This is a genomic window from Micromonospora sp. NPDC051196 (assembly GCF_040682415.1).
Classification (GTDB): domain Bacteria; phylum Actinomycetota; class Actinomycetes; order Mycobacteriales; family Micromonosporaceae; genus Micromonospora.
This window is the reverse complement of the sequence record NZ_JBFBAY010000006.1, coordinates 37,781-54,362: the sequence shown is the minus strand read 5'-3', so window position 1 is coordinate 54,362 and position 16,582 is coordinate 37,781. Positions and strand designations below refer to the sequence as shown.

Below are 16,582 nucleotides of genomic sequence, written 5' to 3'. Positions count from 1 at the left end.
ATCCGCGCGGCGCAGGCACGATCGGCTGTCGATTGTGGTCCGTCAGGGCGATTTTGACGCGCCAGAGGGCCGGTGGCTTCCCATTGACGGGCGTTGTACGGTCATGCGTCCATGCAGCCCGAAGCGCACCAAGGCGTCGGGTATGGGCCATTGTGGAGGGGGAAACCAATGGCACTCGGCAACGTCGGTGGGTACACGCTGGTGGAGCCGCTCGGGTGCGGCGGTATGGGGGACGTCTACTTCGCGGTCTCCCCGATCGCCCAGCGGGTCGCACTCAAGGTGATCAAGAAGCATCTCATCGCGGCGCCGACGATCCGGGAACGCTTCGCGTCCGAGGTGGAGAGCCTCAAGCTGGTCTTCGGCTCCCGGGTAGCTCGACTGGAGGACGCCGACACCACCGGCGACCCGGCCTGGCTGGCGGTCGAGTACGTTCCCGGCGCCACCCTGCGCGAGTACGTCGACACCCGTGGCCCGCTGCCGCTGCCGCTGGCTGCCATGGCCGGAGCGATGCTGGCCGAGGGGTTGGCCAAGGTGCACCAGGCCGGTCTGCTGCATCGGGACCTGAAACCGCAGAACATCATCCTCGGCCCGGACGGCCCGAAGCTCATCGACTTCGGCCTGGCGGTGCTCATCGACCGCAGCGACTACCTGACCGAACCCGGCGCGATGGTCGGCACCCCGGCCTACATGTCGCCGGAGCAGGTCCGGGGCGAGCGCAAGCTGACCCCTGCGATGGACATCTACGGCCTGGCGGCGGTGCTGGTCTTCGCGCTGACCGGTCACGCTCTCTATCCACCGACCAACTCGTGGAATCTGCTGCTGCGGATCACCGAACCGAGTGACCTGCCCGACCTGTCCGGTGTGCCGGCGGAGTTGGTGCCACTGCTCGGCGCGATGCTCGCCTTCGACCCGTCCGCCCGGCCCGCGCTCGCCGACGTGCAGGCCCGCATGCTGGCCGTGGCCACCGCGACCAGTGGCAGGAAGGTCCATGACCTGCGGCAGGAGGTCGCCGCGCGCACCTACGACAGTGCGACCGAACTGCTGGTCCCGCCCGACCTGCAAGACCCGAAGCAGGATCCCGAGGACCCGCCCGTGGTGGCGAGCGAGCGGGCGGACGACCGCGCTGTCGAGCAGAGAAGCACCGTCGCGGTGCCGGAACCGGCCCCCACGAAGGTCGATCCCGAGCGCTTCGGGAGCGGCCCGCCGGTCGACGTGACCTGGCTGGTCGACAGGCTGCGCCGCCAGTATGCCCGCCGATCCACCCTGTAGGAAGGCCGCATCACCGATGACCACTGCCCAGGAGGCGACCTTCGCCCCCGGTTCCCGCATCGTCGTCCGTGACGAGGAGTGGCTGGTACGCAGCGTCAAGACCGGCACCGCCGACGGCACCATGATCAAGGCTGTCGGTGTCTCCGAGTTCGTGCAGGACGTCGAGGCGACCTTCTTCACCGCCCTCGACGCCATCGCGCCGATGCGGCCCGAGGAGACCCAACTCGTCCGGGACACCTCCTCCCGGTTCCGGCAGAGCCGGCTGTTCCTGGAGGCGGTGCTGCGGCGTACGCCCCTGCCCCGCACCGAACGCGGCCTTGCCCTGACCGACCGGTTCCTGCTCGACCCGCTGACCTACCAGCAGCGTCCGGTCGAACTGGCCCTGTCCGGCCTGCGCCCACGGATCCTGCTGGCCGACGTGGTCGGCCTGGGCAAGACCCTGGAGATCGGACTGATCCTCGCCGAGCTGATCCGCCGGGGGCGCGGCGACCGCATCCTGGTCGTCTCACCCCAACAGGTGCTCGAACAGTTCCAGCGGGAACTGTGGACCCGGTTCGCCATCCCGCTGGTACGGCTGGACTCCACCGGAATCCAGCGCATCCAGCAGGAGATCCCGGCCGGGCGGAATCCGTTCACGCACTTCAAGCGGGCCATCATCTCCGTCGACACGCTCAAGGACGCCGGTCAGTTCGGCCACCACCTCGACGCCACCACCTGGGACGCCGTGGTGATCGACGAGTCACACAATCTGATCAACAAGGGCACCAAGCGCAACGAACTGGCCCGTCGGCTGGCCGCGAAGACCGACGCGCTGCTGCTGGCCAGCGCCACCCCGCACAACGGCGACAAGGAGTCCTTCGCCCAGCTGATCTCGCTGCTCGACCCGGCGGCCATCGCCAACCCGAAGGACTACCAGGCCAGCGACATCGCCCACCTCTACCTGCGCCGCACGAAGATCAGCCCGGAGGTACGCGACCAGATCGGCGACCGCTGGGCCGACCGTGGGCCGTCCCAGGCCCGCCACTGCCAGGCCACCCCCATCGAGGAGCAGATCTTCGACGAGCTGACCGACGTGTGGCTGGCCGGCAAGTGGAGCGACGAGTCGATCACCGGCCAGCACCGGCTGTTCCCGTACACCCTGTTGAAGTCTTTTCTCTCCTCGCACCGGGCGCTGCACGAGACGGTGACCAACCGGAGCAAGAAGGCCACCGGCACCGAACGTGCGGCGCTGGACCGGCTCGCGGAGCTGACCTCGGCGATGACCGACCGCGACGCCAGCAAACTGCGCCGCCTGGTCGAGGAACTGAAGGAGATCGGGGTCGGCAAGGGCAGCGACACCCGGGCGGTGGTCTTCTCCGAGCGGGTACCGACCATCAAATGGCTCGCCGACACCGTCCCCGGCCTGCTCGGTCTGAAGCCCGAGGCGATAAGAGTGCTGCACGGCGGCGTGGCCGACTCCGACGAACAGCAGATCCTCCAGGAGTTCGAACTGGCCGGCAGCGGCGTGCGGCTGCTGTTCACCGGCGATGTCGCCTCCGAGGGCGTCAACCTGCACCAGCAGTGCCACCACCTGATCCACTACGACATCCCGTGGAGCCTGATCCGCATCGAGCAGCGCAACGGCCGCATCGACCGGTACGGGCAGCGCCACCAGCCGCAGTTCCGGGCGCTGCTGCTCACCTCCGCCCGCGAGGACGCCAAGGACGACCGTACGGTCTCCGAGGTGCTGCTGCGGCGTGAGGAGACCGCCCACCGCACCCTCGGCAGCGTGGAGGCCGCGACCGGCCACTACGACGCGAAAGCCGAGGAGGACCGCCTGGTACGCGACCTGCTCCACGGCAAGACCGTCGACGAGTCGTACGCGCAGGCGCACACCGAGATCGACGTGCTGGCCGACCTGTTCGGCGATGTCGGCAGCGCCCCGGTCGTCGAGGGGGTGCCGCAGGCCCGGGTGCCGAAGCTGTTCGACTCCACCCGCGACTTCGTCGACGCCGCCCTGCACGAGATCTACGACGACCGGCCCGAGGATCGCATCGACCTGCGCCGCGAGGACGAGCTGCTGACCTTCCGCGCCCCCGACGACCTGGTGCACCGGCTCACCGACCTGCCGCGCTCCTACCTGCGTGCCCACCGCGAGGGCGAGGACCTGCGGCTGAAGGTCACCTTCGACCGTCGGCTCGCCCAACGCAAGCTCGACCAGGCGCGGCAGAGCAGGACGCCGATGTGGCCGGAGATCGCCTTCCTCAGCGACGTGCACCCGATGGTCGACTGGCTGGTCGACAAGGTGCTGATCCGGCTGGGCCGCCAGCAGGCCCCGGTGCTCACCGCCGAGGTGAGCACCCCGACCTTCCTCATCCAGGGCGTCTACGCCAACCGGCTCGGCCAACCCACCGTGGTGCAGTGGATGGCCGTGGCCGGCCTTCCTGCCGAACCGACCATCGCGCCGATGGACGAGGTGCTGCGCGCAGCCGGTGTCGGCCCCGACATGGTCAACCGGGTCGACACCATCGACACCGACTCGCTGACCGCGCTGCTGCCACGGGCCGTGGCCGCCGCCCGCGACCAGTTGGAAGGCAAACGCGCCGAGTTCGACGCGGCCAACGCCGAACCGCTGCGCCGCCACCGGGAACGACTGGTCACCTTCCGACAGGCCAGCCTGGTCGACGAGCTGCCGGGCGCGCACCGCGAGCGCCGCCGCCAGCGTGTCGACGCCACCGTCGCCGAGCAGCACGACCTGCTCGACCGCCTGGAAACCGACGGCGAACCGCTGCTGCGGGTGCTCGCCGTCCTCGTCCCCTCGCCGGAATCCGCCCCTGAGCACGGAGTGCCAGCATGAGTTTCGAGTCGCTGACCAACCGTGGCGAGTACCTCTCCGCGCACTACCTCGCCGAGATCCTGCCCACCACCCTCAAAGCTGGCCTGGTCAAGCAGTGGACCGAGCGGGAGAAGGCCAACCAGCAGACCCCCCGCACCGGCCTGCGAGGTCTGCGCCGACCCTATTTCGACGCCAAGACCGAGTTGGCCGACGAGGAGTTCTTCGACCCGGAACGACTGCGCAAACTGCACCAGGAGCTGCTGAAGGCGCTCGGCTTCGAGCCGACCCCGCAGACCATCACCGTCGAACGCGCCGGCCACCAGCAGGAGATCACCGTCGCGCACGCCGAGCTGGGCACTGCGCACGGCGTTGTTGCGCTGGACTGCGGCTGGGCCGTGGACACCGAAGCCGCCCAGGACCCGGACGCCGCCGGTCAACTACTCGACCCGGTGACCCTGCCCGGCAACGAGACCATCACCACCGGCGCGAAACTCGCCTCCTGGCTGTTCGCTGCCGAGCAGCCACCCCGCTACGTGCTGATCCTCAGCGGCGGCGTGATCACCCTCGCCGACCGGGCCGCCTGGGGCGAGGGCCGCTACCTGGCCGTCAGCCTGGACACCGCGTACGCCCGCAACGACGACCGGGAGTACGACGTCGTCGCCGCCCTCTTCGGCGCCGACTCGCTGCGCCCGCCCGCCGAGGGCGGCACCGAACCCCTCGCCGACCTGGTCGCCGGCTCCCGCCAACACGCCGTCGGCGTCTCCAGCGAACTCCGCGAGGGCCTCAAGGTCTCCGTCGAACTCATCGCCAACGAGGTGCTGGACCGCATCCGCGCCGCCGGCTACCAGCCGCAGCAGGTGATGGTGCTCGACGAGTTGGCCAAGGAACTCGGCCGCGAGGCGCTGCGCTACCTCTACCGCATCCTGTTCCTGCTCTATGCCGAGGCCCGACCCGAGCTGGGCGTGCTGCCGGTCAACGACCCCCAGTACGTCGAGGGCTACAGCCTGGCCCGCATCGGCGACCTGGTCGCGCGTCGCCTGCCCCCGTCCGCCGAGGACGGCACCCACCTGTACGAGTCGCTGGACCTGCTGTTCCGCATGGTCAACGACGGCCACCGCCCGCGCGGCGGCACCGAGATCGAGGCAACGGCCAGCGAGGGCGAGGGCCTGCGCTTCGAGCCCATGAAGTCTGACCTGTTCCTGCCGGAGAAGACCCGACTCATCGGTCGACTCATCCCGGTCCCCGGCAGCGACGAAGACGACCCCGACGGCCCGAAAATCGACACCCGGCTGCGCAACAAGGTCCTCTTCGAGGTGCTGCGCCGACTGATGCTCACCAAGGGCGGCAAGCGGCGACGCGGCGGCTTCATCTCGTACGCCCAGCTCGGCATCAACCAGCTCGGTGCGGTCTACGAGGGCCTGATGTCGTACACCGGTTTCGTCGCCACCGAGCAGCTCTACGAGGTCGCCAAGAACGGCGACCCGAAGGACGGCTCGTGGATGATCCCCGCCTCCAAGGCCGACGAGTACGACGACAACGTCTTCGTCTACCGCGAGAACGCCTACACCGGCATCCGCAGCCGCGTCGTCTACGAGGCCGGTCAGTTCGTCTATCGGCTCGCCGGCCGGGACCGGCAGACCAGCGCCTCCTACTACACCCCGCAGTCGCTGACCGAGGTCACCGTCCAACTCGCCCTGAAGTACCGCCTCGACCAGGACGACACGATCACGCCCGCCCGCGAACTGCTGGACTGGACGATCTGCGAACCGGCGCTCGGCTCCGGGGCGTTCCTCAACGAGGCCATCAACCAGGTCGCCGCCGAATACCTGCGCCGCCGCCAGAAGGAACTCGACACCACCCTCGACCCGGAGGACTACCACCTCGAACTCCAGCGGGCGAAGGCGTACATCGCCCTGCACAACTGCTACGGCGTCGACCTCAACCGCACCGCCGTCGAGTTGGCCGAGGTCTCCCTCTGGCTCAACGTCATGCACGCCGGCCTCCAGGCCCCCTGGTTCGGCCTGCACCTGCAACGCGGCAATTCCCTCATCGGCTGCGGACGCAAGACCTACGAGGCGAAGCAACTCGCCGACAAGTCCTGGCTCACCACCGCCCCGGCCGAGAAACCCTTCCGCGACGGCCCGATCGACCCGGACACCATCCACCACTTCCTGCTTCCCGCCGACGGCTGGGGCGCGGTAGCGGGGGAGAAGGAAGCCCGCGAACTGGCGCCGGCCGAAACCGCAAAGCTAAAGGCTTGGCGTACGGCGATGAAGCGCACGCCATCCGCCAAGGGCAAGAACTCCCAGGTCAAACGCCTGCAAGCGCTCGGTCGCCGAGTCGAGTTCCTGTGGGGGCTGGTGCAGCAGCGCCTCGCCATCTCCGAGCGCGAGATCCGCCGCGACATCAAGGTCTGGGGCGCCGACGACCTGCCCGAGGTGCGCGAAGCGGTAGCCCGCGAAGACATCCTCGCCGACCTGACCGCCCCCGGCACCCCGTACTGGCGGCTCAAGACCCTGATGGACGTGTGGTGCGCCCTCTGGTTCTGGCCGCTGGACAAGGTCGGCCTCCTCGACGGCTCCGACCCCGTCTACCCGGCCACGCCCGTCCAGGTCGAGCACGTCAAAGACATCCCTGCGTACGACGAACCGGCCGTCTACGAGGCTGCGGACCTGTTCGGCAACGTGCAGCCGCAGCAGATGAAGCTGCCCACCAAGGCCACCGGCACCCGTCGCGCGACCGTGGCCGAACAACTCCGCAAGCAGGTCCCCCTGACCAACCTGGACGACTGGCTGACCTTTGCGGAGGCGCTGATCGGCCGCACCGACGCCGATGAGACCACCGAAGCGTTCTACGGCCGCAAGCTCACCAGCCTCGCCGAGATGAGCGACTTCGAACAGAGACTAGACGGGGTGATCGGCGTTGACTCACCGTGGACGCTCGCCGACCGCTTCCCATGGCTGCTCGCCGCCGAGCGAATCGCCGAGCAGCAGGGCTTCTTCCACTGGGAGTTGACCTTTGCACAGGCACTAGCCAAAGGTGGCTTCGACCTTCAGGTAGGCAATCCGCCGTGGGTTCGCCCTCTGTGGATGGAGGACGTCGTCCTCGCTGAGTATGATCCCTGGTTCAAACTCAATGACAAGGTTGCGGTTGAGGTCAGTGAGTCGCGTAAGCGAGAACTGGCAGCCATCAGAGTAGTGCGCCTAACTCTTCTGGCTGAGCTAGCTGCAAACTCTGGGAATGTTGCTTTTATCGGTGGCTCGGCAACTTATCCGCTTCTAGCCGGCACTCAGCCGGACCTTTATCGGGCTATGATGTGTCGAGTGTGGTCACACTCAGGATTATTAGGTACAGGGGGGTTGGTCCATCCAGATACCCATCTTGGCGGCCTTCGTGAAGGAAACTTGCGTGAGGCCGCTTATCGTCGCCTACGTGTGCATGCTCACTTCGTAAACGGATCGAATTGGGCTTTTCAGGATGCTGTGCGGAGCCTGGAGTTCGGCGTGCATATCTACGGCGGACCTCAAGAAATAGATTTCCTCCACCTTAGCCGTTTATACGGTGCTGCTACCCTCGCCGACTCCCTAGCTCATGACGGGAGCGGTTTATCGCCCGGGTTGAAGTACAATGGAAAGTGGGACACGAGACCCCACCTTCGCCGGGTGGTGTCTGTTAATCAAGGTCAACTTTCTAAATGGCAGAGCCTTCGAGGTCATTCAACTGCTCCGGCGACGCAAGCGCCTCTGCTGTATCCGATAACAGTGGACGAGCAGGCAGCAATCAAAGCCCTAGCCGCTTTTGGCTCCAGAATCGGGCAGGCGATGGTTAATGTTACCGACGGCTATCATGAAACTGCCGCCAGGAAAGAAGGACTCATCGAATGGAATCAACTAATTCCCAATTCTGTGAATGAAATGGTTATTCAAGGTCCGCACTTCGGCATCGCCTCTCCATTCTTTAAGCAGCCAGCCGTTCCGTGTCGAAGTAACCGAGACTGGAACTTAATTGATCCTGCTAGTCTTGGTCCCGATTATGTCCCTCGCACAAATTATGTGGTAGTGGGCTCGGAAAAGTCGAGCCGAAGGTCGCAGGAGTTGTGGCAAGGTTTCCCGTATACGGACTATTATCGACTGGCGTGGCGTCGAATGATCGCGTTTAACACCGAGCGATCCCTATTCGCTGCGCTGTTGCCGCCCGGTCCGGCCCACGTTCAGACCGTACATTCGATGGCGATGGAGTCCAACTTAGAGACTGCCCTTTCTTGTGGTTTCTGGGCCTCGCTCCCTTTGGACTATTTCCTGCGCATCACTGGACGAGCGGACTTGCGTCCTAGTGAGGCGATGGGTATGCCGATGCCGACGAAGGGTCATCCGCTTGCGTCTGACTTATTGTTGCGGACTTTGCGCTTGAACGCGATGACGACCCACTACGCAGGGCTTTGGGGTGAGCTCTATGATCCTGAATGGAACGTCTTAAGTTGGTCCGTCGATTGGCCGGCCCTTCGGGATCTCAGTGCGGTCGCGCGCGATTGGAATATGTCAGTGCCGCTACGGTCTGAATATGAGCGACGCGCCGCTCTGGTTGAGATTGACGCGCTAGTTTCGGTGTGGTTAGGGATTGGAATTGATGAGCTGATTGCAATACTTGGTTCAAGGTATCCGATATTGATGGATCGCGAAGGTGGAATGTGGTTCGATGCTGGTGGTCGCAGAATTTCCAGTGATCCCTACTCCTATGGCTTTGGGCAGGCCACGGATACGTACGAGAGGTTGCTGCGGCATCTGTCAGATCCCGTTTCTGTGCCGGCACCCGATGGGTACACAGCGCCTTTCTACAAGGCGAGTCGTGAGGACGAATATCGGCAGGCGCATGCGGCATTTAGTGCGCGGCTCCAGAACGCGATCGATGCTGGCTGGATGTCAGCCTAGCGGGTCGGGTTCGCTCTTAAGTTTTGGTGGTCTTTCATGAGCAATGAAAATTTCGATTTTGGCGGTTGCCTAATTGCGCTAGTCGTCGTTATGGCGTTAATTGGGTGTTTATTCATGGTCATGGATAAGCTGTTCGGCAGTGCCGGTGAGTCAATGGGATACGCAGTTCTGGCGGCAATTTTACTTGTTGCAATCCGTCAATTCTTCCGTAGCGTTAATAGAAAACGCTAGAAGGCTGGTGGGGCGTTATCTTGCTCTTGGTGGCGGCGATCCTGCTGTCGGGTTTGTGTGCGTTCCTGGCGGTTGACCGTTCTCTTGGATCGTGTATCGCTGTTAGGAAGCACGTTATCGCCGTTTCCTTGACTTACTGTCAGGCGGAAGATGCTCGGTGTTCAAAGAGTCCGGATCGGCGTCTCGGGCGGGTACCGCGGACCGAAACGGGGATTCGACGGGGGAAGGCGGAGGCGTTGCAGTACGGTCGACAAGGGTTTGACTTTAAGGCGGGTCCGACCAGGCCGTCCTGCTGCTCGGCATTAATCCGGCGTAACTCGGAAGTGGGCCTACTCCTCCCGAGTGGGCCGCTTCGAATGGCAGAGTGGCCGGGGCTAACCCCGAGCAGCTCTCTGTCAACGATGATCCATAATCCGACGACCTCGTCGAATATGCTGCTCTACGTCGGCTAGCTCACACCGGGGCCGCAGCAGAACTGCGGCCCCGCCCGTCGAACGGTCCGCCGGATGCTCCCGTCCAGCGTCAGGCTTAGCGCGTATTTCTCGATGCCCGGACGAAGTTGGCCCACGCCGCGACAGAGAAGACGAGGGCGGGCCCCGCAGGGTCCTTGCTGTCGCGCACTGCGACGAGGCCGGGGAGGTTGTCGGCGACCTCGACGCAGTTGCCGTTGTTGTCGCCGCTGCGGGTGCTCTTGCGCCACTGCGCCCCGAGCAAATCGTCAGCCATGGTGGACCTCTTCCTTGATCTTGCTGATCATCCTTCCTGATTGTTCCTCATCAAGTGAAAGGCTGACGAGGCTCGCCCAGACCTTCTCGTAGACCGCGAACTCTTCTGCCCGGTCGAGGTAGAGTGCGCCGGTCACCGACTCGCTGTAGACGATGGACGGGTCAGGGACGACTCGGTTGCCGAGTGGGAAGTCGAGCATGACGAACGCCCCGGCCAGCGCGCCGTAGTGAGCGCCTGCCGACAGCGGGAGAACCCGGATCGACACGTTGGGCAGAGCGGTGCGTTCCAGGAGTCGGTCAAGTTGTTCAGCCATCGTGGCGGGGCTGCCGACGCATCGCAGCAGCACGGCTTCGGACAGGACCCACTCCAGATTCGGTGCTTTTGGGCGTCGCCGAACCAAGACCTCCTGCCGCCGTCGGCGAACCTCCAAGACCTCTTCCAGCTCCTCGGGTGGCATGTTGGGTCGGTTCTGGTAGACCCCACGGGTGTAAGCGGGAGTCTGAAGAAGCCCTGGCACCAGAGTGTCGTCGTGCTCACGTAGGTGCGAGGCGGCGGATTCAAGGCCGACGTACAGCTCGAACCAGTCGGGGATGGCGTCGCCGTAGGAGTGCCACCAGCCCTTGGCCTTGGTTTCGTGGGCCAGGGCGGTGAGGGCGGCGGTCAGTTCGGGGGTGGCGGCGTACAGCTCGCACATGGCCTTGACGTCGACGGCGCGGGTGGGGCCGAGGCCGGTCTCGATGCGCCACATCTTCTGTCGGCTGCACTGCATGGCCTCGGCCGCGCCGTCGAGGGTCATGCGTGCTTCGGTGCGCAGGTCGCGCAGCGCCCGCCCGAGCTGTCGCCTGGGGACTGTCGATCCCATGTCGTCGGCCATCAGCCACCCCTCCCGTGTTGCATTTTGTTACATCCGGACGCCATCGGTGAAACGCGGTGCGGTTGCCGGAGAATTCATTTCTCCGAACACCATCCGCGCGAGATTCATTACGCCTCTGACCATACAAGACAGCCCTGACAGCAGTCGTTATCGCGCAATTCCCATGCGCGTCTATTGGCGTATCGGAGTGCACGGCGGTCTGGCTACAGTGCGCCCTTCTGGCCGTGGGATGATCGGGTAATGCGGGTAGCGATGGCGACCGATGCGGGACATCCCGGGCGCACCAATGAGGACTTCGCGGGCGCCGTTCCGTGCGGCATGGTCCTGGTTGACGGCGCGGGTGGCATCGCTGGCGCCGAGAAGGTCTGCCACCACGGCGTGGCCTGGTACGCCACCCGTCTCGGCGGTGCCCTCCTGGGCATGCTGTCTGAGGACCGGAGCCTGCGCGACGTGCTGGCCGAGAGCATCGGGCGGGTCACCGACGAGCACCGCGACACGTGCGACGTCGCGCACTCGATCAGCCCGTACGCAGCCGTGGCGGTGCTCCGCTTTTCCGGCGGGCTCGTCGAGCACCTCGTCCTCGGCGACGCCGTGGTGGTCGTCGGCCGGGATGGGGTCGAGCCGTTCGTCGCCCACGATCCGCGCGAGGTGGTGATCGCCCGGTCCTTCGCGGCCCGGCTGACGGGCATTCCCGAGGGCAGTGACGAGTACCGGCGGCTACTGCGGGAGTTGCGGGCTCACCGCAACAGCCCGGGCGGTTTCTGGGTGGCCAAGGACGACCCGCGGGTGGTGGACGAGGCGATCACCGGCAGTTGCCCGGCGGACGAGGTGACCGCGACGGCACTGCTCAGCAATGGCGCAAGCCGGTTCGTGGACACCTTCGGGCTCACCGACTGGGCGGGACTGCTGCACCTACTCAGGACCGACGGGCCCGGCGAGATCATCCGCCGGGTCAGGGAGGCCGAGGTCCGCGACGGTGTCGCCACCGACGACGCGACGATCGTCTGCCGCAGCTGAGTGAAGATGCCTCGGCGACGGACTGCCGAGGAACGTTCGTAGCGCGCGTACCCATGCGTCTCGCTGTTCCAGGTGTGCATCATGGCCGGCGTCAGGAATGACGATATGCATGACGTCGGGCCGTAATGACAGCATTTGTTGCACCTCGGCGGCCGGGATAGTGCCGTTCTGACCCTGTACCAGCAAGGTGGGAGCCTTCACTTGCTGCCATTCGTCCCATCGCGCCCTGTCCGCAACGGCCGCGATGGCGGCCCGCATGACATCGGGCTCGAATCGTGGCCACAGCCCGTCCGCGCGTCTGTCCAGGTCCCGCAGCCATGATCGGGCGATCGGGGTGGAGCCAAGAAACTCGGCCGCGCTGGGAAGATCGGCGAATGGTACTGGCCACGACGCGAACCAGTCCCCGAGCCTGGCCGGATAGTCGTCCTGAGCGCCACCGCCCCCGACTCCGGCTTCCAGCAGCACCAGCCGATGCACCAGGTGGGGATGCCAGGCAGCGAACAACATCGCGGTGTGCCCGCCCATCGACTGACCCACAACCGTCACCGGTGCACCGTTCGCGAGTTCCTCGACGACGGCGACCACGTCCTCTACGTACGCTCGGCGAGAGAGGTCCTCCGGTCGACGTGTCGAATGGCTGTGTCCGCGCTGATCTATGGCGATGACGTGGTGATCCGGTAGCAGGGCCTCGGCCGTAGGCACCATTTCTTGTCCGCTGCCGGCCAGGCCATGCAACAGGATGATGCCGTCGTCGCCCAACCCACCGTCGAGGCAGGACAGGACAACGTTGTCGCGGCGGACTTCCATCCGTTTCATCCCACAAATCCCATCACCCTGAGCAAACATTCTCAGCTGCCGCTGGTCGAGCGCTGCGGTGGCGTCGTATCGATGAGAGGGCTCGGGTTTTCGTTTGGTGAAGCCGTCCGGGTGGGCGGTACCGGAGACGAATCCCGGCGGGTGCCGGTGATCCCGGTCGCCTGGTCGTGGGCTCGTTTCAGGATCGCCTCGGCCTCCCGTCGGGCAGCGGTCACGATCGCCTCGCTCTCGAGCCGCGCCTCGGCGCGGTGGTCGTTGGCCTGTTTCTCGGCGAGTTCGAGGATCTGTTCTACCCGGGTGCCCAGGCCACTGAGGCCTGGCCGCTGGCGGTTTCGCCGCCGTGGGGCAGCGACCGTTGTTCCTGTGGTGGTTCCGTCGCCTGCCACCCCGGTATCTTCGTCGCGGTCCACCAGGCCGTCGCCGACGAGATCGGATTCCGTGGTACCGACCAGGTAGAGCGCGACGCCGAGCACCGCGATCACGACGCCGGACCAGAGCGCGGCCGGACCAAGGGACGGACCGATTGCTACGCCGACGCCGAGCCCGACAAGGACGGCGGCAGTCTTGGCCGGCTTGCGCATAGGTTCTCCTCGGATGGTTGTGTACAAGGCGATGCTGGCACGGCGTGACAGGAACCGGTGACGACCCGGCTGCTGGGCTTTGACGGCCTGGCCGCCGATTCGGTGGCCGGCCGAGGGTCCGCTTCGAGTCCGCTCACCGGTCGCGGAGCCGGCTCCGTATCCGTAGGCCGAGCAGGACCGCCTCGACCGACAGGATCGTCGCCGGCCCGCCGAGGTCGAAGTACGGGTCCGGTGGTGCGGGAGGATTGGTGAGCGAGTCGTGGAGCCAGCGTGCGCCGAAGACGAGCCAGCCGAGGTCGAGGACGAAGTACGGCACCGACACGGTGCTCACCTCCAGATCGACCGTGCCGGAGCCGGACACCCTCATGACGTAGGTGCCGCGCACGGTCCGGGTGATCGGCACCACCAGGAGGCCCAGCCCGCCGGCCAGGAGCAGCAGCGCGGGCAGGAACCCCTCGGCCGGGCCGCGCAGGATCGACACCACCCCGGCCGCAGTCAGGAACGTCGCGAACAGCTGGATCAACAGGTCGGCCAACGCACCTGCCAGATTGGCGAAGAAGCCGTCCCAGCGCGGCACACCGACCTCCGGCTTATCAACTTGCGGAATCCGATGATGCTACGGGTTGAGTCGGGTGCCAAGGAAATCTGCCTGCCCTGCAAGACTCGGCGATCCGACTGTGCAACATCCGGGGACTGCGAAAAAGAAAGTCAGCGAAATCGCGTGCAATTGCGTCGTCAGGCGTTGCGTTTTCCCTGCGTACTGTCATTTGATTGCCGCAGCGTGGCGGCCGGTTCTTCCCCCGAACCGGCCGCCACGTTTCCCGGCACCTCCGGCGGCTGGTGGTCGAGGATGTCGTACCGGAGCTGCGGGGTGACCTCGCGCTGCGACGGCTTGGTCTACGAGCGGGCCGTGTGTGATCTCATCCGCTGGCTGGGCGGCCCGATCTCCGACCAATGGATAAGAAATGGTTGAAGTCGGCATTTTCCGGGGGTGCTCCATTGACTTGACATTGGTCGAACCGAATACTTTGGTAAGTCGTCCAGCGGCAAACCGAAAGGAGCGATCATGAGGTATCTCGCGGCGGTCAAGCAGCGTATGACCCAGGCGACTCGCGGCTGGGGGTACATCTACCCGCTCTACTGATCATGTCAACTCGGGCGCGTCAGGCGCCCGCGCCCGAGGGGGAATGATGAGGCCGAAGGTTCCCGGCCCCCGTGGTCGGTTCTACATCGGGTCGGCGTTGGAGTTCAACGCCGACCCGATCGGCTGGATGCGCGAAACCCACGCCGAGTTCGGCGATATCGTGCGGCTCGATCCGAGCACTGTGGTGATCCACGATCCAGAGGCCATTCATCAGGTCCTGGTCGGCACCAATGACGAGTTTCTACTCGACAACGCCATGGTGGCCGGGGCGCGGGGCCGGGCCTGGCTGGTCGAGGGACTTCCGCTGTGGTTGGAGACCCGCCGCCATCTACAGCAGGGTCTGGCTCGTTCCGTGCTGACGGCGCATCTGCCCCGCGCTCGCCAGAGGATGAACGACGAGGCCGAGCGGCTGGCCGGAGTTCGGCGGCCACTGTTCGACACGGCACAGCGGTTGGTGGGTGGTGCAGTCGCTGACTACTGCGTCGGCTCCGATCCACAGGCGACGGTGGCGGTGGCGCAGGCGGTGGAGGCGGTGTTCTGGGCCTCGCTGGAGGTCGCCGACGGCTCCGAGTCGCGGCTGCGAATCAGCCGCCGGCCGATCGCCAAGCGCGCCACGGCCCTCAACAACGCCCTGGTGGAGCTCCTGACCGAGGTGGTACGGGATCGGTTGGCCCAGCGCCGTAAGGCCGAGCCTGCCGACGCGCTGGACGCGTTGATCGAGCGAGGACTGCCAGAACGGTTCCTGGTGGCTGCGCTGCGGCTGCTGATGGTCACCTCGCACGGTCCGTCCGGCGCGGTGCTGAGCTGGTGCCTGCTACGGCTGGCGGAGCGGCCGGACGACGCGGCGTCGATCCGCGCCGAGGCCCAGGCTGACGGCGGCGCGCTCCCCGGCGAGGAGTGGCCGCACACCGCGGCCGTGCTCAAAGAAGTGATGCGCCTGCACCCGCCGACCTTGCTGATGAGCCGCACCTGCGCCCGGCCGGTTGAGGTGGCTGGATACCCGCTGCGGGCTGGCGATCGAGTGCTTTTCACACCGTACCTGGTGCATCGGGATCCCCGTTTCTGGACCGACCCGGAGAGCTTTACTCCATCGCGCTGGCAGCGCGGACGGATTCCCTACACCGGTAAGGCGTACCTGCCGTTCGGGGCCGGCACCCGGGTATGTCCGGGGGCCCGCCTGGGACCGGTGCAGTTGGCAATGGCGCTGGCCGCCGTCATCGGGCGACACGAGCTTGAGCTGCCGCCGACCGACAGCGTCGCACCGGCCCGCAGCACTCTGCTGACACCAGCCGGGGTCGAGGTCCGCTGGAGCTGAGGTTGCCGGTGGGTCGGTTGGCTGTCCTGCAACACTGTGCGATCCAACGGTGCAACATCCGGGGATTGCGGAAAAGAAAGTCGGCGAAATCGCGGGCGATTGTGCCGTCAGGCGTTGCGTTTTCCCTGCGTACTGTCATTTGATTGCCGCAGCGCGGCGGCCGGGTCTTCCCCCGAACCGGCCGCCGCGTTTTCCGGCAAAGTGATGCTGCTGCCTGTCCTCGCCCAGTTGTGTTCGACAAAGAGGACGGCCACGCCGAGTCGGGAAAGGACTTCGAACCGGCAGGGAGGCGTGACGGGACATGGGCAGGCGATGGAAGTGGTTCCTGCGGCCCGGAAAGGTCGCGATGGACCTGACCGGGCAGGCGATACCGGACGGTGACGTGCCGGGGCGGTTCCGGCGGCTGGTGGTCGAGGATGTCGTACCAGAGCTGCGGGTGACCTCGCGCTGCGACGGCGCCTTGGTCTACGAGCGGCCCGAGGAACGGCCGGGCGATGAACGTTTTTGACCTGTCGCCCGTGCAGATCCGCAACCGGCTGATCCTGCGCGCCCGACGGGCGGCGCTGGCCGCCACCGGACCGCAGCCGCCATGGCCGCGCGGTCGGGTCCAGGCGACGCGGGCCCGCGTGCCGGTCGTGCCCCGCGTGACCGTGGCGGCCGGCGACGTGGTCCGGCTCGCCGAAGCCGACCATCGGTACGCCACCGGTGCGCTGCGGTTGCGGATCGTCCGGGTCCGGCTCGACGTCAGCCAGTGGTACGACGGTGAGTGGGTGTGGCTCGAAGGCATCGAGATCGGGCCGGATCACCAGCCCGGCGCATTCCGGCCGGTCCTGGCCCGGGTCGCCGCGCTGCGGCCGGACGCCTGA

The 16,582-nt window shown here is 66.1% G+C and carries 12 protein-coding genes and 1 pseudogene; 8 read left to right on the top strand and 5 right to left on the bottom strand.

Annotated features, from left to right (window positions below; translation table 11 throughout):
* Positions 1 to 168: 168 nt before the first annotated feature.
* From AB0M35_RS14395 to AB0M35_RS14380, 4 genes are read left to right on the top strand one after another with little or no spacing between them, the layout of a single operon-like run.
* The gene (locus AB0M35_RS14395; protein ID WP_363745309.1) at positions 169 to 1,269 is read left to right on the top strand and encodes a serine/threonine-protein kinase; all 1,101 of its coding nucleotides are present in this window, start codon (positions 169 to 171) and stop codon (positions 1,267 to 1,269) included.
* Positions 1,270 to 1,285: 16 nt separating this feature from the next.
* Positions 1,286 to 4,105: an SNF2-related protein gene (locus AB0M35_RS14390; protein ID WP_363745307.1), complete on the top strand. Its 2,820-nt coding sequence runs from the start codon at positions 1,286 to 1,288 to the stop codon at positions 4,103 to 4,105.
* The gene (locus AB0M35_RS14385) at positions 4,102 to 9,012 is read left to right on the top strand and encodes a class I SAM-dependent DNA methyltransferase (RefSeq protein WP_363745305.1); all 4,911 of its coding nucleotides are present in this window, start codon (positions 4,102 to 4,104) and stop codon (positions 9,010 to 9,012) included. Before AB0M35_RS14390 ends, AB0M35_RS14385 begins: the two co-directional genes overlap by 4 nt.
* Positions 9,013 to 9,048: 36 nt before the next feature.
* Complete coding sequence (locus AB0M35_RS14380) at positions 9,049 to 9,243, top strand: hypothetical protein (protein ID WP_363745303.1); 195 nt, start codon at positions 9,049 to 9,051, stop codon at positions 9,241 to 9,243.
* A gap of 528 nt (positions 9,244 to 9,771) precedes the next feature.
* Here AB0M35_RS14380 and AB0M35_RS14375 read toward each other — a convergent pair.
* Together AB0M35_RS14375 and AB0M35_RS14370 are read right to left on the bottom strand one after the other, a co-directional pair.
* A complete protein-coding gene (locus AB0M35_RS14375) occupies positions 9,772 to 9,969 on the bottom strand; it encodes a DUF397 domain-containing protein (RefSeq protein WP_363745301.1) in 198 nt (65 codons plus the stop codon).
* Entirely contained in the window at positions 9,962 to 10,843 is an 882-nt protein-coding gene (locus AB0M35_RS14370) for a helix-turn-helix transcriptional regulator (RefSeq protein ID WP_363745299.1), read from the bottom strand. The genes AB0M35_RS14375 and AB0M35_RS14370 overlap by 8 nt, the downstream gene beginning before the upstream one ends.
* 240 nt (positions 10,844 to 11,083) lie before the next feature.
* Here AB0M35_RS14370 and AB0M35_RS14365 point away from each other — a divergent pair, with 240 nt between their 5' ends.
* Positions 11,084 to 11,860 (top strand): hypothetical protein, encoded by a 777-nt coding sequence (locus AB0M35_RS14365; RefSeq protein ID WP_363745297.1) that lies wholly within the window; start codon positions 11,084 to 11,086, stop codon positions 11,858 to 11,860.
* On the opposite strand, the gene AB0M35_RS14360 is transcribed toward AB0M35_RS14365, so the two are convergent.
* The 3 genes and pseudogenes from AB0M35_RS14360 to AB0M35_RS14350 form a co-directional block, all read right to left on the bottom strand.
* The gene (locus AB0M35_RS14360) at positions 11,756 to 12,676 is read right to left on the bottom strand and encodes an alpha/beta hydrolase (RefSeq protein ID WP_363745295.1); all 921 of its coding nucleotides are present in this window, start codon (positions 12,674 to 12,676) and stop codon (positions 11,756 to 11,758) included. The genes AB0M35_RS14365 and AB0M35_RS14360 overlap by 105 nt on opposite strands.
* 191 nt (positions 12,677 to 12,867) lie before the next feature.
* A pseudogene (locus tag AB0M35_RS14355) lies at positions 12,868 to 12,999 on the bottom strand (cell division protein DivIVA); the annotation flags it as partial.
* A gap of 391 nt (positions 13,000 to 13,390) precedes the next feature.
* Positions 13,391 to 13,834, bottom strand: coding sequence for a hypothetical protein (locus AB0M35_RS14350; RefSeq protein ID WP_363745293.1), 444 nt, complete (start codon positions 13,832 to 13,834; stop codon positions 13,391 to 13,393).
* A 613-nt stretch (positions 13,835 to 14,447) separates the two neighbouring features.
* Here AB0M35_RS14350 and AB0M35_RS14345 point away from each other — a divergent pair.
* The 3 genes from AB0M35_RS14345 to AB0M35_RS14335 all read left to right on the top strand — a co-directional run bounded on the left by AB0M35_RS14345 (position 14,448) and on the right by AB0M35_RS14335 (position 16,582).
* Positions 14,448 to 15,716 (top strand): cytochrome P450, encoded by a 1,269-nt coding sequence (locus tag AB0M35_RS14345; protein WP_363745291.1) that lies wholly within the window; start codon positions 14,448 to 14,450, stop codon positions 15,714 to 15,716.
* 301 nt (positions 15,717 to 16,017) lie between these two features.
* A complete protein-coding gene (locus AB0M35_RS14340; protein ID WP_363745289.1) occupies positions 16,018 to 16,224 on the top strand; it encodes a hypothetical protein in 207 nt (68 codons plus the stop codon).
* Positions 16,211 to 16,582, top strand: a complete 372-nt coding sequence (locus AB0M35_RS14335) for a hypothetical protein (RefSeq protein WP_363745287.1) — start codon at positions 16,211 to 16,213, stop codon at positions 16,580 to 16,582. The genes AB0M35_RS14340 and AB0M35_RS14335 overlap by 14 nt, the downstream gene beginning before the upstream one ends.

Bases quoted from the DNA above. Each gene is read 5' to 3' on its own strand.
- AB0M35_RS14395 (WP_363745309.1), top strand. From the start codon at position 169: ATGGCACTCGGCAACGTCGGTGGGTACACGCTGGTGGAGCCGCTCGGG.
- AB0M35_RS14390 (WP_363745307.1), top strand. From the start codon at position 1,286: ATGACCACTGCCCAGGAGGCGACCTTCGCCCCCGGTTCCCGCATCGTC.
- AB0M35_RS14385 (WP_363745305.1), top strand. From the start codon at position 4,102: ATGAGTTTCGAGTCGCTGACCAACCGTGGCGAGTACCTCTCCGCGCAC.
- AB0M35_RS14380 (WP_363745303.1), top strand. From the start codon at position 9,049: ATGAGCAATGAAAATTTCGATTTTGGCGGTTGCCTAATTGCGCTAGTC.
- AB0M35_RS14375 (WP_363745301.1), bottom strand. From the start codon at position 9,969: ATGGCTGACGATTTGCTCGGGGCGCAGTGGCGCAAGAGCACCCGCAGC.
- AB0M35_RS14370 (WP_363745299.1), bottom strand. From the start codon at position 10,843: ATGGCCGACGACATGGGATCGACAGTCCCCAGGCGACAGCTCGGGCGG.
- AB0M35_RS14365 (WP_363745297.1), top strand. From the start codon at position 11,084: ATGCGGGTAGCGATGGCGACCGATGCGGGACATCCCGGGCGCACCAAT.
- AB0M35_RS14360 (WP_363745295.1), bottom strand. From the start codon at position 12,676: ATGAAACGGATGGAAGTCCGCCGCGACAACGTTGTCCTGTCCTGCCTC.
- AB0M35_RS14345 (WP_363745291.1), top strand. From the start codon at position 14,448: ATGAGGCCGAAGGTTCCCGGCCCCCGTGGTCGGTTCTACATCGGGTCG.
- AB0M35_RS14340 (WP_363745289.1), top strand. From the start codon at position 16,018: ATGGGCAGGCGATGGAAGTGGTTCCTGCGGCCCGGAAAGGTCGCGATG.
- AB0M35_RS14335 (WP_363745287.1), top strand. From the start codon at position 16,211: ATGAACGTTTTTGACCTGTCGCCCGTGCAGATCCGCAACCGGCTGATC.